The sequence below is a fragment of the Litoribacillus peritrichatus genome (assembly GCF_039537985.1).
Lineage (GTDB): Bacteria > Pseudomonadota > Gammaproteobacteria > Pseudomonadales > Litoribrevibacteraceae > Litoribacillus > Litoribacillus peritrichatus.
In genome coordinates this window covers 156,638-179,216 of record NZ_BAABBN010000007.1, presented here as the reverse complement: position 1 = coordinate 179,216, position 22,579 = coordinate 156,638, and the positions used below count along the sequence as shown (strand labels likewise).

18 protein-coding genes are annotated in these 22,579 nt (G+C 47.0%); 8 read left to right on the top strand and 10 right to left on the bottom strand.

The annotated features are described in order from the left end of the window. Positions 1-295: 295 nt before the first annotated feature. The 6 genes from ABD744_RS10530 to ABD744_RS10505 all read right to left on the bottom strand — a co-directional run bounded on the left by ABD744_RS10530 (position 296) and on the right by ABD744_RS10505 (position 7,621). Positions 296-628 carry a DUF3392 family protein gene (locus tag ABD744_RS10530; protein ID WP_344798271.1) on the bottom strand — a complete coding sequence of 111 codons (333 nt, stop codon included), beginning with the start codon at positions 626-628 and terminating at the stop codon, positions 296-298. 123 nt (positions 629-751) lie between these two features. Further along, a complete protein-coding gene (gene phoU / locus ABD744_RS10525) occupies positions 752-1,480 on the bottom strand; it encodes a phosphate signaling complex protein PhoU (RefSeq protein WP_344798268.1) in 729 nt (242 codons plus the stop codon). Positions 1,481-1,618: 138 nt separating this feature from the next. Continuing rightward, positions 1,619-2,449, bottom strand: a complete 831-nt coding sequence (gene pstB, locus ABD744_RS10520) for a phosphate ABC transporter ATP-binding protein PstB (protein WP_344799611.1) — start codon at positions 2,447-2,449, stop codon at positions 1,619-1,621. Positions 2,450-2,526: 77 nt separating this feature from the next. Continuing rightward, a complete protein-coding gene (gene pstA / locus ABD744_RS10515; RefSeq protein WP_344798266.1) occupies positions 2,527-4,206 on the bottom strand; it encodes a phosphate ABC transporter permease PstA in 1,680 nt (559 codons plus the stop codon). Positions 4,207-4,237: 31 nt separating this feature from the next. Then, positions 4,238-6,511, bottom strand: a complete 2,274-nt coding sequence (locus ABD744_RS10510; protein ID WP_344798264.1) for an ABC transporter permease subunit — start codon at positions 6,509-6,511, stop codon at positions 4,238-4,240. 132 nt (positions 6,512-6,643) lie between these two features. Continuing rightward, positions 6,644-7,621, bottom strand: coding sequence for a PstS family phosphate ABC transporter substrate-binding protein (locus ABD744_RS10505; protein ID WP_344798262.1), 978 nt, complete (start codon positions 7,619-7,621; stop codon positions 6,644-6,646). 318 nt (positions 7,622-7,939) lie between these two features. Between ABD744_RS10505 and ABD744_RS10500 the strand changes: the two genes are divergently transcribed. From ABD744_RS10500 to hemN, 5 genes are all read left to right on the top strand, one after another. Beyond that, complete coding sequence (locus tag ABD744_RS10500; RefSeq protein WP_344798260.1) at positions 7,940-8,467, top strand: TRAP transporter small permease subunit; 528 nt, start codon at positions 7,940-7,942, stop codon at positions 8,465-8,467. Beyond that, entirely contained in the window at positions 8,464-9,855 is a 1,392-nt protein-coding gene (locus ABD744_RS10495) for a TRAP transporter large permease (protein ID WP_344799610.1), read from the top strand. The genes ABD744_RS10500 and ABD744_RS10495 overlap by 4 nt, the downstream gene beginning before the upstream one ends. 463 nt (positions 9,856-10,318) lie before the next feature. Then, positions 10,319-10,747 (top strand): hypothetical protein, encoded by a 429-nt coding sequence (locus ABD744_RS10490; RefSeq protein WP_344798258.1) that lies wholly within the window; start codon positions 10,319-10,321, stop codon positions 10,745-10,747. A 141-nt stretch (positions 10,748-10,888) separates the two neighbouring features. Further along, the gene (locus tag ABD744_RS10485) at positions 10,889-11,389 is read left to right on the top strand and encodes a hypothetical protein (protein ID WP_344798256.1); all 501 of its coding nucleotides are present in this window, start codon (positions 10,889-10,891) and stop codon (positions 11,387-11,389) included. A gap of 543 nt (positions 11,390-11,932) precedes the next feature. Next, on the top strand, positions 11,933-13,327 hold the full coding sequence (gene hemN, locus ABD744_RS10480) for an oxygen-independent coproporphyrinogen III oxidase (protein WP_344798254.1): 1,395 nt from the start codon (positions 11,933-11,935) through the stop codon (positions 13,325-13,327). 69 nt (positions 13,328-13,396) lie between these two features. Here the strand turns inward: hemN and ABD744_RS10475 are convergent, their stop codons facing one another. From ABD744_RS10475 to uvrD, 3 genes are all read right to left on the bottom strand, one after another. Next, positions 13,397-13,954, bottom strand: a complete 558-nt coding sequence (locus tag ABD744_RS10475; RefSeq protein WP_344798252.1) for a hypothetical protein — start codon at positions 13,952-13,954, stop codon at positions 13,397-13,399. 121 nt (positions 13,955-14,075) lie between these two features. After that, entirely contained in the window at positions 14,076-15,191 is a 1,116-nt protein-coding gene (locus ABD744_RS10470; protein WP_344798250.1) for a TRAP transporter substrate-binding protein, read from the bottom strand. 72 nt (positions 15,192-15,263) lie between these two features. After that, positions 15,264-17,408, bottom strand: coding sequence for a DNA helicase II (gene uvrD, locus ABD744_RS10465; RefSeq protein ID WP_344798248.1), 2,145 nt, complete (start codon positions 17,406-17,408; stop codon positions 15,264-15,266). A 291-nt stretch (positions 17,409-17,699) separates the two neighbouring features. On the opposite strand from uvrD, the gene ABD744_RS10460 reads away from it, so the two are divergent. The 3 genes from ABD744_RS10460 to ABD744_RS10450 all read left to right on the top strand — a co-directional run bounded on the left by ABD744_RS10460 (position 17,700) and on the right by ABD744_RS10450 (position 21,872). Next, positions 17,700-20,576, top strand: coding sequence for a putative bifunctional diguanylate cyclase/phosphodiesterase (locus tag ABD744_RS10460; protein ID WP_344798246.1), 2,877 nt, complete (start codon positions 17,700-17,702; stop codon positions 20,574-20,576). A 270-nt stretch (positions 20,577-20,846) separates the two neighbouring features. Beyond that, positions 20,847-21,053, top strand: coding sequence for a hypothetical protein (locus ABD744_RS10455; RefSeq protein ID WP_344798244.1), 207 nt, complete (start codon positions 20,847-20,849; stop codon positions 21,051-21,053). Between the two features lie 261 nt (positions 21,054-21,314). Next, positions 21,315-21,872 carry a DUF4136 domain-containing protein gene (locus ABD744_RS10450; RefSeq protein WP_344798242.1) on the top strand — a complete coding sequence of 186 codons (558 nt, stop codon included), beginning with the start codon at positions 21,315-21,317 and terminating at the stop codon, positions 21,870-21,872. Positions 21,873-21,895: 23 nt separating this feature from the next. Here the strand turns inward: ABD744_RS10450 and ABD744_RS10445 are convergent, their stop codons facing one another. After that, positions 21,896-22,579, bottom strand: a complete 684-nt coding sequence (locus ABD744_RS10445) for a phospholipase D-like domain-containing protein (protein WP_344798240.1) — start codon at positions 22,577-22,579, stop codon at positions 21,896-21,898.

Genomic DNA, 22,579 nt, shown 5'->3' with positions numbered 1-22,579 from the left:
TAAAACCATTTAAATTATACGTGTGGACAGGGAGTCGACCGATAAACAAAAGGAATGTTTATCTGCAAGGAACGGCTTTGGAAAGCCAAACAGGGACAGGCAACGGATGCCACGCCAGAACCTCATTGGAAAGAGGAAGTATTGCAGGACGCACTACTGGCGGCAAGGTAAAGGGTTTACCTACAAGGGATTGAACACCGCATAAAGTGTCTTATGAATTGTTTCCAAATCAAAGACATGCGCTATTTACGGTGACTGAGTCACCGTATAGCCTCCCTCCCCCTAAACCTAAACATCACGCTTGCCGCTTTCGTTCGGCCAACACGCTCAAAACCAGGTACACCAGAATTACAATCCCCGCAAACCAGTCTGTTTTGATGTGCAGTAATCCAAAGTTAATCGCCAACTGACCATAAATAGCAATGGCACCATAACCAAATGTACACAATAGAATAAACGCAACCATCCTGAACAGAAAGTGATACGGCTGCATAACGCGCCTGACCAATGCGTTCAGTTTACCCCCATAAATCACCAGAATAACCGCAATCCAGGACGTCACCAGCAACTGGCGATAATCCCAGAACCAATCCGACAAATCCGAGTTCATCGCAAAAAACCATTCCATACCAGACCACTCTCAATACATTGATATCCAGTGTTATGTTATCAAAACTGAAAGGAAAATATCCTGCGCCTTAAACAAAAAAACCGCAGTAAAAACTGCGGTTTTTTGAATCAGGCTCTGAATCTATTTATTGACTGTTTCCAGTTTATCTTCAACCTGTTCAATGTCCATGTGGCGAACGTCCAGGCCCTTGGCCAGATAAATCACATGCTCACCAATATTCATTGCATGGTCGCCCACACGCTCAAGCGCGCGCAAACACCAAATAATGTTCAGCACACGCGAAATGCTGCGTGGGTCTTCCATCATATAAGTAATCAGTTCACGCACCGTACTGCGGTACTCCAGATCCACGATTTTATCATCGTGAGCCACTTTCAATGCCGAGTCCACGTCCAAGCGAGCAAAGGCCGTCAGCGCTTGCTGAATCATCGAAGAGACTTCTTCACCAATATGACGAACTTCTACAAACCCAGGCTGAGACTCGCCCTGCTCTGTCAGTTCCGCCGCCAAACGGGCAATTTTAGCCGCTTCGTCACCGATGCGTTCCAGGTCACTGATGCACTTAGACACAGCCAAAACCAATCGTAAATCACTGGCCGCCGGCTGTCGCTTCGCCAAAATCTGGGTGCATTCCTGATCAATGTTCAACTCCATATCATTGACCAGTTCATCGCGTTCTACAACGATGTCCGCCAACTCAGTGTCGGCATTAATCAATGATTTAATGGCATCACGCACTTGCTTCTCGACAAGCCCGCCCATTTCTAACATGCTTTTTTTCACACCTTCCAGTTCTTCATTGAACTGCTGAGAAATGTGATGTGTGTGTGAGTCTTTTACAGTATTCATTATTTGTTCACCGCCAAAGATAGCGTCAAATCCATTTATTATTACTTATCATAAGGATAGACGCATAATCTCTCATGCTGTATTAAATTTATGTTTCAGCCTGCAATCACGAGGCTTTACCAAGACTATAACCAGTATTTAGCCGTAACGACCAGTAATATAGTCTTCCGTCTGCTTTTGATTCGGGTTGGTGAAGATCTGGTTGGTATCACCAAACTCGATCAAATCCCCCATGTACATAAACGCTGTGTAGTCCGAAACACGAGCGGCTTGCTGCATGTTGTGCGTTACAATCACGATGGTGTATTCGTTCTTGAGTTCGTTGATCAGTTCTTCGATCTTCAATGTAGAAATCGGGTCAAGTGCTGATGCTGGCTCATCCAGAAGTAGTACATCCGGCTTAACAGCAATGGTACGTGCGATCACCAAACGTTGTTGCTGACCACCCGACATGCCTAACGCACTGTCATGCAGACGATCTTTGACTTCATCCCACAAAGCGGCGCCGCGCAGTGATTGCTCAACCACTTCATCCAGCGTGCGTTTGTTATTAATGCCCTGAATACGCAAGCCATAAGCTACGTTTTCATAAATACTTTTCGGGAAAGGGTTCGGCTTCTGAAACACCATTCCGACCCGACGTCGCAACTCAGTCACATCAACAGAGCGCTCATAAATATTGTCATTATCCAATAGGATCTGACCTTCGATTTTACAACTATCAACCAAATCATTCATTCGGTTGAAACAACGCAGCAAGGTTGACTTACCACAACCGGACGGGCCGATAAAAGCCGTTACACGATTCTTCGGAATGTGCATGTTAATGCCATGCAAGGCCCGCTTCTCGCCGTAGTAGAGCTGAAGATTTCTTACTTCAAGACACATTTCTTCGTTGGCCAATTGACGCTCTTCGTTGGTGCGACCAAGGGCTGAAATATCAACCCCATGCGTTGGCACTTCGTTCATTGTTTGGTCTGTCATGGCTTAATACCTAATCTAAAAATTGAATTCTGTGGTTGGTTTTCGTCTTCGAAAACCGATGACTAATGTTCTAGCGCTTTATACTTTTCACGTAGGCTGTTTCGAATCGCAACTGCCGCCAGGTTCAATACAGCAATCACCAACACCAATAAGAAGGCCGTTGCGTAGACCAATGGTCTTGCCGCTTCAACGTTCGGGCTCTGGAAGCCAACATCATAAATATGGAAGCCCAAGTGCATGAATTTACGATCCAGGTGGATGAACGGGTAGTTCCAGTCCAGCGGCAGTGATGGCGCCAATTTAACCACACCCACCAACATCAGCGGCGCTACTTCGCCTGCGGCACGGGCAATCGCCAGAATAACACCGGTCATAATCGCCGGGCTGGACATAGGCAACACCACTCGCCACAACGTCTCAAACTTAGTGGCACCCAACGCCAGGCTGCCTTCACGTACAGCACGAGGAATTCGGGACAAACCTTCTTCTGTGGCGACAATCACCACAGGCACCGTCAGAATAGCCAGAGTCAAAGAAGCCCACAATAAACCCGGTGTACCAAACGTCGGCGCCGGCAATGCCTCCGGATAAAACAACTGATCAATTGAGCCGCCTAAAAAGTAAATAAAGAAACCCAAGCCAAACACACCGTAAACAATGGAAGGCACACCCGCCAGGTTATTTACCGCAATACGAATCACCTGAGTCACCGGCCCTTGCTTAGCGTATTCACGCAAGTAAACTGCTGCCACCACACCAAACGGCGTCACCATGATAGACATCAGCAATACCATCATTACAGTGCCGAAGATCGCCGGGAAAATACCACCTTCGGTATTAGCTTCGCGAGGGTCATCCAATAAGAACTCACCCAGCTTACCAATGTAGTGAATGATCTTATCAAACAGCCCCATGTTGTTCGGCGCGTAAGCCAACACCACTTTGCTTAACGTCATTTCAACTTCTTGACCATCAATGGTGGTCGCCACAAGCTGATCGCGTTGAGCCTGTTGGTACAAGGCGTTCAATTCTTCTTTGAGCACTTCGTACTCGGCATTCAAAGCAGCGCGCTCTTCAACAATGCCCTGAAGTTTAATCGGGTCGGTATCACCCTGCAGTTCAAGACCACGCTCTTTCAAACGAAGACGCTCAAGACCATAGTTAATTGAGCCAATGGCGCCCGTTTCGATGCCGTGAATTTCATCCTGAAGTGTTAACGCACGTTCAATTCGGGCTTGTAGTGCTTCCCAGGTAGCATCAAAACCAGCGTCCGCAACCGAAACAACCGTTTTACCGTTCTCTTTGACTGATACCAGCTGACCGTAGAAATTACCCCATTCACGGCGCTCAATACCGACCATATCCTCAAGCACTGTCTGAGAAGTCACACTGGAGCTAAGCACCCAGCGGAAGTCCTGGCCGTATACGTCCCGGTTGCCAACCTTCAACAGCTGACGATCAATGTATTCCAGGTTCTCTGGCACCTGATAACCGGCAGATTTCAACTGAACCGCCGACACCAGCTCGCTGTCTGTAATTTCACCCAATAACGTCTTTTGTTCGCCAGAGCGAGTCTGATACTCAGTGACGTACAAAGTGCTCGGCCAAAAGTGGCCCAGGCCTTTTACCGCAATCAACCCCAACAGGCCAACCACCATGATCACACAAAGCGACACCGCACCGGCATTCAACCAAACCCAAGGCGAACCGCTTTTAAACCAATCTTTTACTGAAACATTCATCATTAATACCTATATTCGACCTAATCCGGGTTTATAACGAGCCGTACTTATTACGTAATCGTTGACGAATTAACTCAGCAATCGTGTTCACCACGAAGGTGAACATGAAGAGTACAAACGCAGCCAGGAACAAGACACGATAGTGCGTACTGTGTACTTCAGACTCCGCCACTTCCACGGCAATGTTGGCCGACAAAGTACGCATTCCTTCAAATATGTTCCAATCCATCACCGGGGTGTTACCTGTTGCCATTAACACAATCATGGTCTCACCCACCGCTCGACCCATACCGATCATGACTGCAGAGAAGATACCCGGACTTGCCGTTGGCATGACCACGCGCACTAAGGTCTGCCAAGGGGTTGCGCCCAAAGCCAGCGAACCGTGGCTTAAATGCTTTGGCACACTGAAAATGGCATCTTCAGCAATCGAGAAGATCGAAGGAATCACCGCAAAGCCCATCGCAATGCCCACCACCAACGCATTACGCTGGTCAAAAGAAATGCCTAAGTCATGAGAAATCCAGGTGCGCATATCGCCCCCGAAGAATGCAAGTTCTATCGGTGTCGCCAACGCCAGGCTGAACCAAACCAAGAACAACAACACAGGAATAAGCAGTGCAGCGTCCCAGCCATCCGGCACTCGGTGACGAATTGATTTCGGTAAATTCGCCCAGGCAAAACCAAACAATAAAATTCCGACCGGCAGCACAATCAATAACGTAAAGACACCGGATAAATTGGTTTCAATGAACGGAGCCAGGAACAAGCCAGCCAAGAAACCGATGATCACTGTTGGCAATGCTTCCATCAACTCAATGACAGGTTTTACCTTACGACGCCACTCAGGCGCCATGAAGTAAGCGGTATAAATAGCGCCACAAATGGCCAGAGGAATCGCGAACAGCATGGCGTAAAGGGCTGCTTTGATCGTACCAAAAGCCAACGGCGCCAAGCTCATCTTAGGCTCAAAATCATTGGTTGCAGCGGATGACTGCCAAATGTAATCCGGCTCGTCGTAATCCTCGTACCAGACTTCATGCCACAACGAGCTCCAGGAAACCTCCGGGTGCTTGTTTTCAACTTCCCACACTTTCAGCTTTGCTGCGGTTTCTACAAGCAAGGCATTGGCTCGTGGCGCCACTACCATAAAATCAACGTGACTCTCCACCAGCTTTTCTTCCAACAGGCTGCGGTGAGCTGTGGTGTTATAAATAGAAACCACACCGTTTTGATCGACGGTATAAAAACCTTTGCGTCGCTCTTCGGTTGCTATAAGACGAATGGACTGCGGATCTTCTTCCGCTTCAAAGGCACGAACCTTCATGAATTGAGGCGTACCCTCTTCATCTCTGGCCATGAACCACTGAGCGGTACGGCCCGCCGTGTCGGAAATCAGTATTGATATACCGCCCAATAACGGCTCAAACTGCGTCAGGCTTTCACCCTTATCTACTACACGGGTTACTTCAAAACGCTCAACGGCGTCCACGTCTTCAATATTGAAGCGTTCCATCGTTCCCGACTTATTAGCAGAAAACAACCAATCCATCTCAGCGTCAATGACCAGGAAGTCAGCACGCTGGCTAAGTTCGAATGACGGCGCGTCGTAACGCTCTAATTCATAGCCATCACCAAATAAATCTTCTTCTTTTTCAAAATGAACAATTTGGGCCGTTGCACTGTTGCCTGACGCCACCAGCACCATGTTCTCATCGTCTTCATTCATCGCAACGGAAACAATCGGCTCTTCCAGAAGATCAATCGGCTCTTCACCGTATGGATACACAACTTCAGGAAGTAAGGTTCTGACGCCGTCCGCATCGTATTCTGCGTTGTACTTGTGCTTCACAAGCAGCGCCTGGCCATTCTCAAGGCCCAGAATCAACAATCGGCTGCCAATGCGGCCTTCGCTGACCGTGCTAACCTGGCTATCAATGCCATCCAGCAAAGAAACCGTTTCAATGATCGCACCGTCTTTAAGATTAAAGAACAAAACGTCACCGGCAACCGTTAAGCGCATGCCGATTTCAGCTTGCTCTTCCGTGGCCAGGTACATGGTTTTGGTTGACTTATCTGCACTATTCAAGCCCGGCACGTCATATTCTGCGATTTTTTCAACACTCGCAGATTTCAACATAGGCGCAACTTCATAAAGCAAATACAAGAAAATCAGCATGATGGTCATAATCACGCTGATTCCGCCGATCCCGATTCCGTGGGTGGCTACTTTATCCTTTAAGTTACGAATCTTACGCTTGCGCGCAAGAGCAGGAGAATTAAGATCAAGTTTCACTGAGCTCATAAGCAATTTTCTCAGGGGTATTTACTAGTTGCAGCTAAAATAAGTCAATTGTGTTACAGAAATATTACAGACTGAAATCAAAAAAAAAGGGGAAGTAAACTTCCCCTTTTAACTCTTACTGATGAAGAGTGGTTATAGGTCTAATGCCTTCAAAGACTTAGACACAACTTTTGAAGGTAGCGGGATGTAACCGTCTTTGATTACGATTTCCTGACCTTGCTTAGAAAGCACCATTTTTACAAACTCAGCTTCCATTGGAGACAGAGACTTGTTAGGCGCCTTGTTCACGTAAACGTACAAGAAGCGAGACAATGGGTAAGTTTTGTTTACAGCATTATCAGGCGTTGCTTCAACAAACTTCTGACCTGGCTTCTTAGCCAAAGGAATCGCACGAACACTTGATGTCTTATAACCAATACCAGAGTAACCAATACCGTTGATTGACTCAGAAACACCCGTTACCACAGAAGAAGAACCAGGCTGCTCATTGACACTTGACTTGTAGTCACCCTTACAAAGTGCTTTTTTCTTGAAGTAACCGTAGGTGCCAGATGCTGAGTTACGACCGAACAACTGAATGTCACGGTTTTGCCACTCGCCATTCAGACCCGCCTGACCCCAGCTGGAGATGTCTTCTTTGTTTTTACACTTACGGGTGTTTGAGAAGATTGCATCAACCTGGGCAATCGTCATGCCTTTGATTGGGTTATCCTTGTTCACGTAAACCGCCAAGGCATCAATCGCTACCGGAATCGCAGTTGGCTTGTAGCCGAATTTTTTCTCAAACGCTTCAACTTCTTTATCCTTCATCTTGCGAGACATAGGACCAAAGTTAGAAGTACCAGCGGTTAGCGCTGGCGGCGCAGTTGAAGAACCGGCAGCCTGAATCTGGATGTTCACGTTTGGATAGAAGCGCTTAAAATCTTCCGCCCAAAGAGTCATCAGGTTCGCCAACGTATCTGAACCCATTGAACTGAAGTTACCAGACACACCCGAAGTTTTTGAATAAGGTGCAATGTCGGCATCAACTTTAGCAGCCGCTGTCGCTTGACCGGTGAACGCTGCTGCAGCAACGATGGATACCGCTGCAAAAATCTTTTTCATTTTCATAATGACTACTCTCCAAAATTAAGTAGATACTGTCAGAAATTGTTTCGGGAACCTCTGAATAAATCTATTAACCTCTGGCCAGACTGGCTCAGCCAGAACGCTAAAAAACTTACTCAAAAACTCCCTGAGTTCTTTCAAATTTTCGATCAATATATAAGCGGTTTGTGACAGCTATGTTACAACGAAGACGGCTAAAAATAATTTAGTTAATTAAACCCGACCTCGATCCTGACCGGTGAGTTATGCACTTAACTGCTGTCTCATTACAGCACCATTCTTTATAATGCCCCGCAAAAAACTAATAAGTGGTTGTCACACATGTTTGAAATATTCCACCGAATACACATTTCGTTGGCAAAAGGCAGCGAGTGGTTTGGGAAAACCCTTTCCTGGCTAACCCTCTTCATGACCGTTCTGATGTTCACACTGGTGGTATTACGTTACGCCTTTGACTTTAATCTTATCTTTTTACAAGAATCGGTATTGTACCTCCACGCCGCAGTTTTCCTGCTGGGTGCGGGTTATACCCTCAAAATGGACGGCCACGTTCGGGTGGACATCCTCTATCGTGACATGAAAGCCCATCAAAAAGCCTGGGTGAACCTCCTCGGCTGTTTATTTTTATTAATACCAATGATGACGTTCATCGGTGTCATCAGTTGGGAATACATCGCCTTTTCCTGGTCCATGCAGGAAAAATCCCAGGAAGCTGGCGGCTTGCCTTTCGTCTACCTTTTAAAATCCCTGATCTTAGGCATGGTCATCAGTGTCCTCATTCAGGGCATTTCGGAAATCTGTAAAAGTTTGGCGATTTTAGGCCATCATTATTCTCAGGAGGCAAAATAATGGAACTCATGCCTCTATTTATGTTTTTAACCATTTGTTTCGTTCTGATGCTGGGCTTTCCTGTTGCCTTTACCTTAGGCGGAACCGCATTGGCGTTTGCAGGCATCGGTTTGCTGACCGGCACGTTCGACGGCGCCTTTCTGGAAGCTTTACCGAACCGATTGTTTGGCCTGATCAGTAATCAAACCTTAATGGCCGTGCCTTTCTTTGTCTTCATGGGCGTCATGCTGCAAAAATCCAAAGTCGCTGAAGATTTACTGGAAAGTATGTCGATTCTGTTTGGCAGTTGGCCCGGAGGTGTCGGCATCGCCGTTACTGTGGTTGGTATGCTAATGGCCGCCAGTACCGGCATTGTCGGGGCCACCGTTGTGACCATGGGTTTGATCTCGTTACCCACCATGATCAAACAAGGTTACGACCCCAAATTGGCTACCGGCGCGATTTGCGCCACTGGCACTCTGGGGCAAATCATTCCGCCATCCATCGCACTTGTCATCTTAGGAGACGTGCTTTCCAGTGCCTATCAACAGGCTCAATTAAGCATGGGCATCTTTTCACCGAAAACCGTCTCCGTCGGTGATTTGTTTGTGGGTGCCATCATTCCGGGACTGATCCTGGTCGCACTGTATGGCTTATATATTTACGTCACCGCGTTACTGAAACCGGAGGCCGCACCAGCGATTTCCAGAAAAGAGATGATCGATAACCACACCCACGATCATTTAATCAAAATCATCTTTTTCGGGCTATTACCGCCTTTAATCTTAATCATCAGCGTATTAGGTTCCATTGTCGGAGGTGTCGCAACACCGACGGAAGCGGCTGCCGTAGGGGCATTTGGTGCCACAGTTTTAGCGGCACTCAGAAAACAACTGTCACTGACCTGCCTGAAAGATGTGTGTCAGCAAACCACACAAGTCACCTGCATGGTGTTTATGATCTTCATCGGCGCGGCCATTTTCTCGCTGGTATTTCGCGGCTTTGGTGGCGAAGAGCTCATTCAGTCGGTATTTGAAAGCATTCCTGGCGGTGCGTTAGGTGCCATGCTGGTCGTGATGATCGTCATCTTCTTGCTCGGCTTCATCTTGGACTTCATCGAAATCACCTTTGTCGTCGTGCCCATTGTGGCCCCGATTCTGTTAGCCATGGGGCTGGACCCGGTCTGGTTAGGCATCATGATTGCCATCAATCTGCAGACCTCCTTTTTAACACCGCCATTTGGTTTTGCTTTGTTCTATTTAAGAGGCGTGGCACCGCCGGAAGTTAAGACTTCCGATATGTACAAAGGCGTTATTCCATTCATTATCATTCAGCTGCTATTGCTGATTGGCCTGGCTTTCTTCCCGGAACTGGCCACATGGCTGCCTGAGCAAGTGTACGGGAGTTAGCTCTGTGACAACTGCCCCAAGGATATGACACACCAATACATAGACTTGGGGTTTATGAATCAATTTAGAATCAGTTAAAACGGCTAAGCCAGATAGTGGCCGCCCCTGCTTCACGGGGCGGTCATGGCGATATTCGAATAAAAAGTCTGCTAGTGCCCCTTTGCTGACTCTTAGCCTAACTGCTACTGACGTCTGGTATCACATCGAAAGCGCTCAATTTCAAAGAGAATCTAAAGGACTTTTAACGCCTTTGGTTCTTTGTCTGAGATCATCGTTGTGAATAGGTTTTGTTACAGTTTTATGAAAAAGTCTGCTTTGTACAGTGAGGATTTTTATAGGAATTTCTTAAATGCCTTGTTACAGTTAGGCTGAGAAAATTTTTGGAAAAAGTAGATAAAGTAATATACGGGCAGTCCGGGTCCGTCCATTACACTGTTATATTTTCCTAATTATCGAGTACTAGATGTCTGAAGAATTAGAGCCAAGATTACACGAGAGCATAAAAGATCTTTGCAAGGCTGGTGATCAACTTGTGGGCGAACAACTTTATTCAGAAGCAAGAGCCAAATATATTGAAGCTCTTAAGTTACTTCCAAGCCCGCAATCAAACTGGGAGGCTGCTACTTGGATTTACGTGGCAGTCGGAGACACTCATTTTTTTACTAAAAATTTTGAGAAAATGCTGAAGTGCTTCATTAATGCCATTCAATGCCCTGGTGGTCTCGGAAATCCGTTTATACACCTTAGGCTTGGCCAAGCCCATTTCGAGTTGAGCAAATTTGAGAGTGCTGCAGAAGAATTAACAAGAGCGTATATGGGGGCTGGAATGAATATATTTATGGAAGACGATCCTAAATATCTTGCATTCCTTGAAACGAAAATTGAAATTTAACCAGGCCATCTTGCATCGCCCCAGCAAAAAGACGCTGGGGCTGGACAGTCTTTCGCTCCGGCCTTTTGTGCATGGCTTCGCCATGCACAAAAGTCCTTCACTCAAGCCTGCCGCAAATGGCGGCGTTAGATTTTACTAGTTATGAAAAAAGAGCTTCTTGAAAAATCGCTTGAGAATATTGATAGTCAAGATTCAGAGTTTATCTTTGATGAAAGTACTATCACGTGGCAGGTTAGCTATGTTTGGTTGATTTGTGGAACTATCTCTGAGTTTTCTTCTATCGAAGAATTCTTCCTCTACAGCGTTGTTACTAACTCTCCTTTTGGGCAGGGAAAGCTTGGCGAGCCAGTATGGAAAGAAAGAGTAGACTTTCAGGCATGGATTAATGGGCTTGAACTGAAAGAAGTAGATTCTTCTGAAGTTTGCCTCGAAATTGAATCTGCCAAAAATGAAGCTCTCGACAATAAAATGGAATGGGAAGAAGATTTTGACCTCTCAAGGTTTGACGACCTAGGGGAGATTGAGCAAGCTTGGAGAATTGAAGAGAAGGCCGAGCCACGGTTTTCTATTGGCCTACACTGGGGCTATATTTGGAAGTCTGAAAACTGCTTCTATTATCTTGAAAGGCATTGGGAGTCGTAAAATCTAATCGGGTAGCCGGAGGTATCTAGCCTCCAGCCCCACAACACCCTGCATGCGAGTAACCCACTGTGTCAGCATAGCTGTCGCGTTCAACATGTCTGCTTTGACAACCAAAGCAGAAGCATTCCTCAAACAATCCTAATGACCGCTTTGGCGAAAAAGCAGACTCTACACTCATGCATCAATATGGCCATTTCGTAAAAGAAATGACTAAGTCAGATAACAGTTCATCCTTACGCCGTTCGTAGCGGGCAAATTATGAGTTCAAGAGCATTTCAAAAAAACATCTGACTAAAAACCTTCGTTTTGACCTTTTAACCGCCTGATTTGCTTATCTTAAACATGAGTCGTCCCGCTTGTCAGACAGCAGCGTTCTGTTTTTTAGTTATCATCACTCCTTTGATGCACATCAAAACCGAGCTTACAGCACTCTTCTACACTGTCATCTCATAACGTTAACTAACATTCGTATTTCCAGATATTCGTTATTCTCGAAATACATCACTGTAAGATTTTTGCAGAGTGAAGCTGGAGCCCATGGCCATGACAGAATTATCCACTGACTTTTCAAACTTTCATTGGGACGATGAAATGATCCGTCGCTATGAAGGCAAAGGCCCGCGATACACTTCATACCCAACCGCATTAAGCTTTGCACCCATTAAGCAAAATCAGTTTTTGGCCCATGCGGCAAGATACAAAGACTCAGCAGAGCCCATCTCTCTGTACGTTCACGTGCCTTTCTGCGAACGGCTGTGTTTCTACTGCGGCTGCAATAAAATTGTGACTCAGCAAAAAGAAAAGGCCAACCCGTACATTGAGGCATTAGCCAAAGAAATGGAAATTGTCGGCCCGAACTTTGATAAACGCCGAGTTCAGCAGTTGCACTTTGGTGGTGGCACACCCAACTATTTAACCAAAGAGCAGTTTCAAAAAGTCATCTCAAAGCTCAAGAAATACTTTGATTTAGACATGAATAGGGACGGTGAGTACTCCATTGAAGTTGACCCAAGAACCTTAACCACCGAGCAGGTGTCGCACTATCGTAAGCTGGGCATTAATCGCATCAGCATGGGCATTCAGGACTTCGATCCCGACGTTCAAAAGGCCATTAACCGGGTTCAGTCCTACGAAGAAGTGGAAGCCATTACCAAGGCAGCGCGAGGTTGTGGCTATAAATCCATCAGTTACGATTTGATTTATGGTTTGCCGTTACAAACGGTCGAAACCTTTGAGAAAACACTGAACCAGGTAGTTGAACTCAATCCCGATCGAATCGCAGTGTTTAACTACGCACACTTACCGGATCGCTTCAAATCTCAACGGCTGATCGACAGCGACAGCATTCCGAGCAGCGCCACCAAGTTAGACCTGCTGCATTTGACCATCTCCAAATTAATGGAAGCAGGCTACGTTTACATCGGTATGGATCACTTTGCCAAGGCCGACGATGAGTTATGCAAAGCGCAAAGAGCGGGGTCTTTACAACGTAACTTCCAGGGTTACTCTACTCACAATGAGCTGGACTTAGTAGGACTGGGAGCGTCGTCCATCAGCTTAGTGCAAGGTTTATACAGCCAGAACGCCAAAGGCCTGAAGTTGTATCAGAACTTTCTGGCTCAGGGCATCTTACCCACTGAAAAAGGTTATCAGCTGAATAAAGACGACGAGTTGCGTAAAGACCTGATCATGACCTTGGCTTGCCAATACCGGATTGATTATCAAACCTTTGAGAAGAAATACGACATCTCTTTCGTGGATTACTTCCATACCGAGCTGATGTCATTGAAAAACTTTGTCGACGATGACATGGTGACCCTAACGGACAACGCACTCACTATCAGTCAACCAGGGCGTTTGTTAATTCGTTCTATTTGTATGGCGTTTGATGCGCACATGAACCCGGAACTGCAGCAAAGATTTTCTAAGGTCATTTAAGGTTTCTAACCTGGATCAAAAAAGCCCTTGAGCTGACGGCTCAAGGGCCTCTTCATGGCTGTCAGGCCATTATTGGGCCATATTCTGATCGCCTAAACTGCGAAGTTGCGGCAAAAACTTTGTCACCACTTTCTTATCACTTTCCGGTGCTTTTTTCGCTTGTTCAAACATCGCCATCCCTTGTTTCATTGAGTTAGCCATCATTTGTTTTTGCTCTTGAGGAATGTTCGGGTTATTCATCATAGCCTGCATTTGCTGTTGCATCTGTGCCATTTCAGCGGCACGGCCACCCATTTCTATGGCAAAAAAAGCGCTCATAATGCGACCACCGACGTCCGCCCACTGTTCCGGCGAATCAAACCCGTAGTCATCAATAATATCCTCAAATTTGCCATACAACCCCGTTTGCTTTAATGCCACTACCCCTTGAGAAAACGCCGCCATGGGTGTGCTTTGATTCTCCATATCCGCATTGTACTTATCCAGTTGAGCATCATGCTGTTGACCAAAACGCTCCACCGCTGACTGGCTGTTTAACCAACCCTGAACCAGTGAATCGGTCAATCCCTCGGCCACCACAGTGGATGAGAATAAAATAGCGAACAGCATCCCTACTAACTTTTTCATCGTATTACACCTTCTGAATAGAACATCAACGTCTAAACTTTCAACAAAAAAAGCCCCGACGCATTGTCGAGGCTTTTTCAGTATAGACACAAAAACCCCATTGAGGGTATTCGCAGGGCTGTTAACCTTCCGCAGAACGGGCGTTGATGTAGGCCTGTTCCGACAACTTATGCCAATTACTGACGCCATCACGGAAGGCAATGAATGACTCGTAGACTTTCTTAGTCAAAGGGTCACCTTCAGCGGTCTCGGCCACCACCAAATCAGCCGTTCGCTTCAGCTCAGCCAGCACTTCATCCGGTAAACGTCGAATTTCAACGTTATGCTTATTCACCAGCTCACTTAATGCGGCGTTGTTCCTTGCGGTGTATTCATCCAGCATGTCTTGATTGATGGCTTTACACGCCACTTTCAGAATTTCCTGAAGGTCTTCCGGTAAAGTGTCCAACGCTGGCTTGTTGATCGAAAACTCCATCATAGAGCCCGGCTCATGCCAGCCCGGGTAATAACAAAATTTCGCCGCTTTATAGAGACCAAACGCCAGATCATTGTATGGCCCGACCCATTCAGTTGCATCAATGGCACCCGTTTGCAGCGCGGTGAATAACTCCCCTCCCGGAATATTCACCGGAGTACCACCCACACGCTTCAACACCTCACCACCCAGACCCGGAATACGCATCTTCAGGCCTTTCAAATCTTCAATGGAGTTGATTTCCTTATTGAACCAGCCCGCCATTTGAACGCCGGTATTGCCCCCCGGCAGGGGAAGCACATTATGCTGGGCGTAAATTTCTTCCCATAACGCCTGGCCACCACCGTAGTTAATCCAGGCATTAATTTCCTGTGCGGTTAAACCAAACGGCACGGAAGTAAAAAACTGCGATGCCGGAATTTTTCCTTTCCAGTAATAAGCACCACTGTGGCCCATTTGAGCCGTACCACGGGACACCGCATCAAACACTTCCAAAGCCGGAACCAGTTCACCCGCACCATACACCTTAATCTTTAAACGACCGTTGGACATGGCCTTAACCATTTTAGCCAAACGCTCAGGAGCCATACCTAGCCCCGGAAAGTTCTTTGGCCAGGACGTCACTAATTTCCATTCATAGGTTTGCTGAGCAGCGGCTTCACCGCCGGTAGCAGGGCCACAGTCTTCTTTGGACTGACAGCCTGACAGCGCTGCGGCGGCAGCCCCCACTCCTGCGATCGTTAATATGTCGCGGCGTTTCATTTCTCGCTCCTTGTTTTATTATTCTTTCATCGGATTTTGATTAGTAATGTATTACACAAACACGCCTGTTCGCTACAGCATTTGAAGATTAGCATAGGCCAACATCAGCCACTTAGTACCATCTTCACTGAAATTCACCTGCACCCGGGCATTTGCGCCCTGACCTTCACAGTTCATCACAGTGCCTTCACCAAACACCTCGTGATATACCCTTTGGCCCAAAGGAACCAAGGAGGAATCCGGTACTCCGATGGAGGCCACCGCAGGCTTGGTGATCGGGGCTTTCACCCGCAATTCATTAACATGCTCCACCGGAATTTCATTGATGAAGCGTGAAAGCCGGTTGAAGGTTTCACTGCCATACAGTCTTCGGCTCTCTGCATGAGTCAGCACTAACTTACTCATCGCACGAGTGATTCCCACATACGCCAAACGACGTTCCTCTTCCAGTCGGCCCGGCTCGTCGGCCGACATTTTATGCGGAAACAAACCTTCTTCCATCCCGACCATAAACACCAACGGGAACTCCAGCCCTTTGGCAGAGTGCAAAGTCATCATTTGTACGGCGGATTCATGTTCACTGGCCTGAGTATCGCCGGCATCTAAGGCGGCGCTGTCGAGGAAGGCGGCCAACTCAGAGGAGTGATCGTCTTCATTTCTGTATTGTCGCGCGGCACTGACCAGTTCCTGCATGTTTTCCACACGGCTGCGACCGGCCTCGCCCTTTTCTTTCAGGTGATGATCAATCAAACCGCTGCGCTCAACCACCTGAGCCACAATCTCATCCAGCGATAAATCCAACGTGCTGTTCGAAAGGTTATCAATCAGCTGCACAAAGCCATCGAGGGCGTTGGCGGCTCGGGCACTTAACAATTTCAGTGATAACATTTCATTGGCGGCATGCCACAAGGAAATGTTCTGCTGACGCGCAAAATCCCGGATCTGTTCGGCCGTCTTGGCGCCTATGCCACGGGTTGGCACATTCAATACCCGATCAAACGCCGGATCATCATGACGATTAGACAACAACCGAAGATACGCCATCGCATTGCGAATTTCGAGACGGTCATAGAAACGCTGTCCGCCATAGATACGGTAAGGCGTCCCGGAGCGCAGTAAGGCTTCTTCCAATACCCGCGATTGAGCATTGGAGCGATACAGTATGGCGACTTCGTCCAAGCGGTGGCCATCACTCTGCCATTCGTCGATACGCTCGGAGATGAACCGGGCTTCGTCTTGCTCATTAAACGCTTCGTACAAGTCTATGGCTTCACCGTCGCCATCTTCCGTCCAAAGCTCTTTACCCAAACGATCCGGGTTATTCTGAATCAACGCGTTGGCGGCTTTTAAAATGTGGCCGGTGGAGCGATAGTTTTGCTCCAATCGCACCGACTGAGCGCCTGAGAAATCAGTCTGAAACTGTCGGATATTCTCCACTTTGGCGCCACGCCAACCATAAATGGACTGATCATCGTCGCCCACCGCCATCACATGGGTGGTTTGACCGGCCAACACCCTTAACCAGGCGTACTGGATGGTGTTGGTGTCCTGAAACTCGTCCACCAATAAATTCGTAAACCGCTTTTGATAATGGGCAAGAACATCCGGACGCTTTAACCAAAGTTCATGGGAACGCAATAACAACTCACCAAAATCCACTAACCCGCCACGCTGACAGGCTTGTTCGTAGGCTTTGTAGATTTCGATCATCTTGTTGTAAAAAGGATCGTAAGACGTCGGAATATGATCGGCCCGTAGGCCTTCGTCTTTTTGGTTGTTGATGTAGTTTTGTACTTGTTTCGGTGGCCACTGGGCTTCATCCAGCTGCATTTCCCGCAGAATACGCTTAATCAGTCGCAACTGGTCGTCCGAGTCCAACACCTGAAAGTTTTCAGGCAACTCAACGTCCTGCCAATGCAGTTTTAACAATCGATGAGCTAAACCGTGGAATGTCCCGACCCACATCCCCTGAATGGACGAGTCCAGCAACTCTTCAATACGACCACGCATCTCACGGGCCGCCTTATTGGTAAAGGTCACCGCCATGATCGAAAACGGCGAAACCTGTTCTACCTGCATCAACCAGGCGATTCGATGAACCAGCACTCGTGTTTTACCACTGCCTGCTCCGGCCAGCACCAGCAAACTGCCTTGCTCAGCCGAAACCGCCTGCCTTTGAGCATCATTCAAGTGATCTAATAAGTGGCTAATGTCCATAATTGAGAACTTGTTCCTGCGTGAATTTCATGGAAATGACGAATAAACTGCAAAAATCGAACAACAAAGATGTTTATAATCAATTAATTACAGAACAAAATTAACAACCATCTGAATTTTTCGTTACATAAGTTTACATCGATCAGGAATTCAGTCATTATCCTGAAGACATAAAAACAATAAATAATTATGCACCTGATGCTCAGACAATCGGTTTAAAACCGACAAGTATCCAACAATTCCGGGTTCGTCTCCAGCAATCAGTCATTAAATGCCTAACAGTTAATAGTTATGAAGTCGAAGAATGCCTTTGAAGATGAACGGCTAACGCCGGATACAGAATTACTCAAGGCTCAACTGAAGCGTCTCGCGGTTGAGTCCAAGGCTTTCTATACCCTGTCATTACTGGCCAGTTTGGTTATTTTGGTGTCCTTCTGGCAACAGCTTCCGACGCACATCATCATCGCCTGGTTTGCCTTACAGTGCTGTTTACCTTTAGGCCAGCTGGGATTTTACTCTTTCATTGCCGGTAATAAAAAAGTACCTATGTCGGCTAAAGTGGCGTTTACTGTCTTTGGTTCTGGTATCTCAGGGCTGGCATGGAGTGCCATTGTGTTCTTGATCAGTCCGGTCAACGCACACGACCAGGCGTTGCTCTTTACCTTAGTGGCTGCCCTCGCTGTGTATGCCACAGCTGCATTATCGGCTTATATGCCTGCATTCATCAGCTTCACCGCCGGGGCCTTGTTGGCGCCTTTTCTCCACCTGTTGCACGATTACGATATTTCGAAAGACTCCCTGCCTTTTGTGGCAACACTCTTTTCTGTCTTTCTGGTATACAGTGCCATCCGCATCAATCGCTCCATCGTACTGGCACTTAAATATCGTTCAGACAAAGAAGCGCTGATTGATACCCTCACCAACACGATGACCCAAACGGACAAACTGAACCAAGACCTTATTCAGGAAGTCCAACAACGCGTTACTGCCGAATTAAACCTCAAGCACACACACGAGCAACTCGAAAAAACCGTCGATGCCCGCACTCATGAGTTACAGCAAGCCAATGCCTTACTTGAGCAGGAAATGACGCTGCATAAAGACACCACCAAAGCCCTGCTGAACAGCCAGAATCGTTTATCTAAATCCATGGAAGTCAGTCACTTAGGTCTTTGGGAGTGGGATTTAGACAACGACTGCATCTACCATTCCCACTTTCATAAGCTCTTTGGCAGCAGCAATACCACCACTTCTCAGTTTCTCCGCCACTTGAAAAACAACACCCACCCGGATGATTTCCGCTCTGCCCGCAAAGCCTTAATCGCTCACATGCGCGGTAACACCGAACAATACTTAGTGCGCTATCGCATTCGTCAGGAAGACGGTAGCTGGTCGTGGTTTGAGGATTCCGGCCAAACGGTGGAATGGAACGATAAAGGCCGCTCCGTTCGAATGCTCGGTACCCGCCGGGATGTCAGCCGGGAAATGGAACACACCGAACAACTGAAACTGGGCAGTATTGTCTTCCAGAACACCACAGAGGCCATTGCCATCCTCGATAAACGTTTCCACTTCATGATGATCAACAACAGCTTCATTACGATGACGGGTTACGACAGCGACGAGGTGATCGGTAAACACACGATGGATCTGGGCGATTCACTGGAAAAACGTGACACGCTGAAAGCCATCACCAAAGAGTTGGAGCAAAGTGACTTCTGGCAAGGTGAAATCACAGACCAAAGAAAGTCCGGCTCTGCTTATCCGATGTGGCTAAAAATCAACGTCGTTCGGGACAAAGCGAATAAAATATCCCATTACATTTGCTTGTTATCGGATCTGACGGCCAGAAAAGAAGTGGATCGCAAGCTCAGATACCTGACGTACTACGACAAGCTGACAGGGTTGGTGAACCGGGATTTATTCATGGACCGGCTGCACTCTTCTTTACAGCACAGCCATAGGTCGGACACACCATTGGCGCTGTTCCTGATTAATCTTGACCGTTTCAAATTGATCAATGACACCTTTGGTCATGCCGCCGGAGACCGGGTACTGCGCACTGCCGCTGAACGCCTCTCCCAAATCTTCAACGATGCCGACACAGTGTCTCGCTACAACAGTGATGAATTTGCCATTGCCGTCGAGTTTGACCAAGACATTGCCGACATCGAGAAAAAAGCACGCAAAGCCATTGAAGTGCTCAACATTCCGGTACAAATTGAGAATAAAGATCTGATTTTATCGGCCAGTATCGGCATCAGCATTTCTCCGCTGCACACCAAAGGTATGCACACCCTGATTAACCAGGCAGAACTGGCCAGAAATCAGGCCAAAACCATGGGTGGCAACGTTTTTCATCTTTACTCCGAACACCTGGGTGACAGTTCAGCCGAACGTTTACATCTTGAAAATGAATTGCATAATGCCTTAGAGAAACATCAGTTCGAAGTATTTTATCAACCCAAGCAAAGCCTTAAGAGCAACCGAATCGAATCAGCCGAAGCCTTAATTCGATGGAATCATCCCACTCATGGCCTCATTTCGCCGGTGAAGTTCATCCCGCTCGCAGAAGAAATCGGACTCATCAATAAAATCGGCGAATTCGTATTGCGTACCGCCTGCATACAGGCTCGTCGCTGGTCTTCACGCGGTTATGGTGACCTGAAAGTGTCGGTCAACCTATCAGCCCAACAGCTCAAAGCCGAAGGCTTCATGAGGCTGCTCGAAACCATCATTCAAGAAGCGGAGTTAGCACCACAACGGCTCACCCTTGAAATCACCGAAAGCCTATTAATGGATGACGTCGAAGGGACCATCCGTAAGCTTCAGGAAATCCGCGACTTAGGCGTTGGTTTATCCATTGATGATTTCGGTACCGGCTATTCCTCTTTGAGTTATCTTAAACGCTTCCCAATTGATATTCTCAAAATCGACCAATCCTTCATTAAGGACATCAACAACAATTCCGACGACGCAGCCATTACCAAAGCCATCATCGCTATGGCTCACAGCCTGGATTTACGCGTGATAGCCGAAGGCGTCGAAACCATCGAATCCCGAGAATTCCTGAGGGATCAAAATTGCGACCTGATTCAGGGATTTTTAGTCAGCAGGCCATTAACCAACGACCAGATGCAAGTATTACTCGCCGACAACGTCGCCTGACATCACGGAAGGTCTTTTAACCTTCGGACTTTCTGATTCTGATCAAAAAGAGAACACCTCTTCCCCTCTACAATAATCAAAATATCCTGATATCACCAATAGCAAGCAACAATCACCAGTTATCTGAAATACAGCACACTGATCAAATAAAACACAAACTAATGTTTGATTTTTATACAAACCATTGGTATTAAAACGTAATGAACACGACATGAAGTCGTAATATTTCAGCTGTTAAACTTCGATTTATTGATCAAAAGGAGACCCATCATGATCAATAGCGAAAAAGTAAGTGAAGTAAAAACCGAACTGCTCAATGCATGCATTAACCTGGATAACGACGATAAACGCGCTCGTGAACAGGAAAAAAACAAAAAAATGCGTGCAACCCGATTGTCAATTGAACTGTATCGGGAGCAGCAAGAGCTTCTTCATCAAACAGAAGAATTTTTGTTCAGAGAAGAACTCGAAGAATAAATAATGCTTCTAACCCACAGGGTTGGAACGTAACCACGCCGACAACACGGTGTGTTAATAACTGTTTTGCATGCCTTGCGAAATAGCGGGATTCTGTCCCTCCAAGTTTAAGCTGCCCCTTCTGTCGCTTATTCTCAGAGCCTTATTCGCTGAAATTTTTAACAATACATTGTCGGCCTTTCGATAGATTTATGGTTTCTTGACCGGAGAAACCAAGCTAGAATAATAAGAACAATTCTCATCGGTTTAACTGAGTAACTTATGACTGCAGCCAAATCACTGTTCATTGCATTTTCGGTTCTGCTGATTTCAGGATGCTCCCCATTCAAAGTCACCACCGACTACGACCCCGAACTCAACACTTCAGGCTGGCAAACCTATCAATGGGAGCTGCAACCGCTTCACCCTGATGACCCTTACGACAATGATCTCAACCGTCAACGCATCGTTGATGCCATGAACGATACCCTGGAGCATAAGGGCTTTACCGAAACTCAGGACGCACCGGATTTTAAAGTCAGTTACTTTTTCCTGGTCGAATCCAAAATTGCCGTCCAACGTTTTCACAGTCACCACTGCCCTTGGCTAGGGTGCCGTTATGATCGCTACGAAACCTATGTCAGCCAGTACAAGTACGGCTCATTGATCATAGACTTTTTGAACCCGGAAACCGATGAACTTCAATGGCGGGGCGTAGTGGGCGCCAGAGTATCTGAAGGGGATTCCCCCGAAGAACGGGAAGACAACATCACGGCAGCGGTAAAATACCTGATGCAGACGTTTCCGCCGGATCAGAACAAGCCCAAGGGTTCTGATTAGAACCCCTGCGGCCTGCTCGATGATCAACCAAACTGGCTCCACAGTTTCTCAAACATGTCCTGATACTCAGAGACGATTTTCAGTTCACCGTTCACCAGAATATTTTCCTGATTGTAGCGAGAGGCGTTTCGCGTCCAGTTAAAACTGCCATTCAACAATATCGCATCATCAAACACTGCAAATTTGTGGTGCATATGATTTGAGCTTCGGTCCATGCGCACCGGCACGCCTTTGGACTGTAATTCATCCACATCACTGCCCAGATCGTTGGATTTATCATTGTCCGTAATAATTCGCACGCATATACCACGCTTATGCGCCTTAAAAATGGCTTCACTCAAGGTATCGTCGGAAATGGTAAACACACAAATATCAATGGAGTGTCGTGCCTGATGGCATAAGTCGATGATTTTCCGACGACATTCATCACCCGGACTGAAGTGCGCTGAACTCTCTACCGAAGTAGGCAAGGCAGCTACATCGATGGTTTTAACCACCAACTCCAGCCATTTGAGCACTTTCAACGTATTTTCTGGTTGTTCTTCGATGGCTTCCCGAGCCAAAGCAAAACTTTTATTGCGCAGAAAACGAACCTGATCTTCGTTCAGCGCAGGCGCAAACCGGCGCAGTTCGGCCCGCTCTTCACTGCTGAGTTTAACGTCTTCCAGCGTTTCCCGAAGCCAGCCTTCCAATTCCTTTAACTGCAT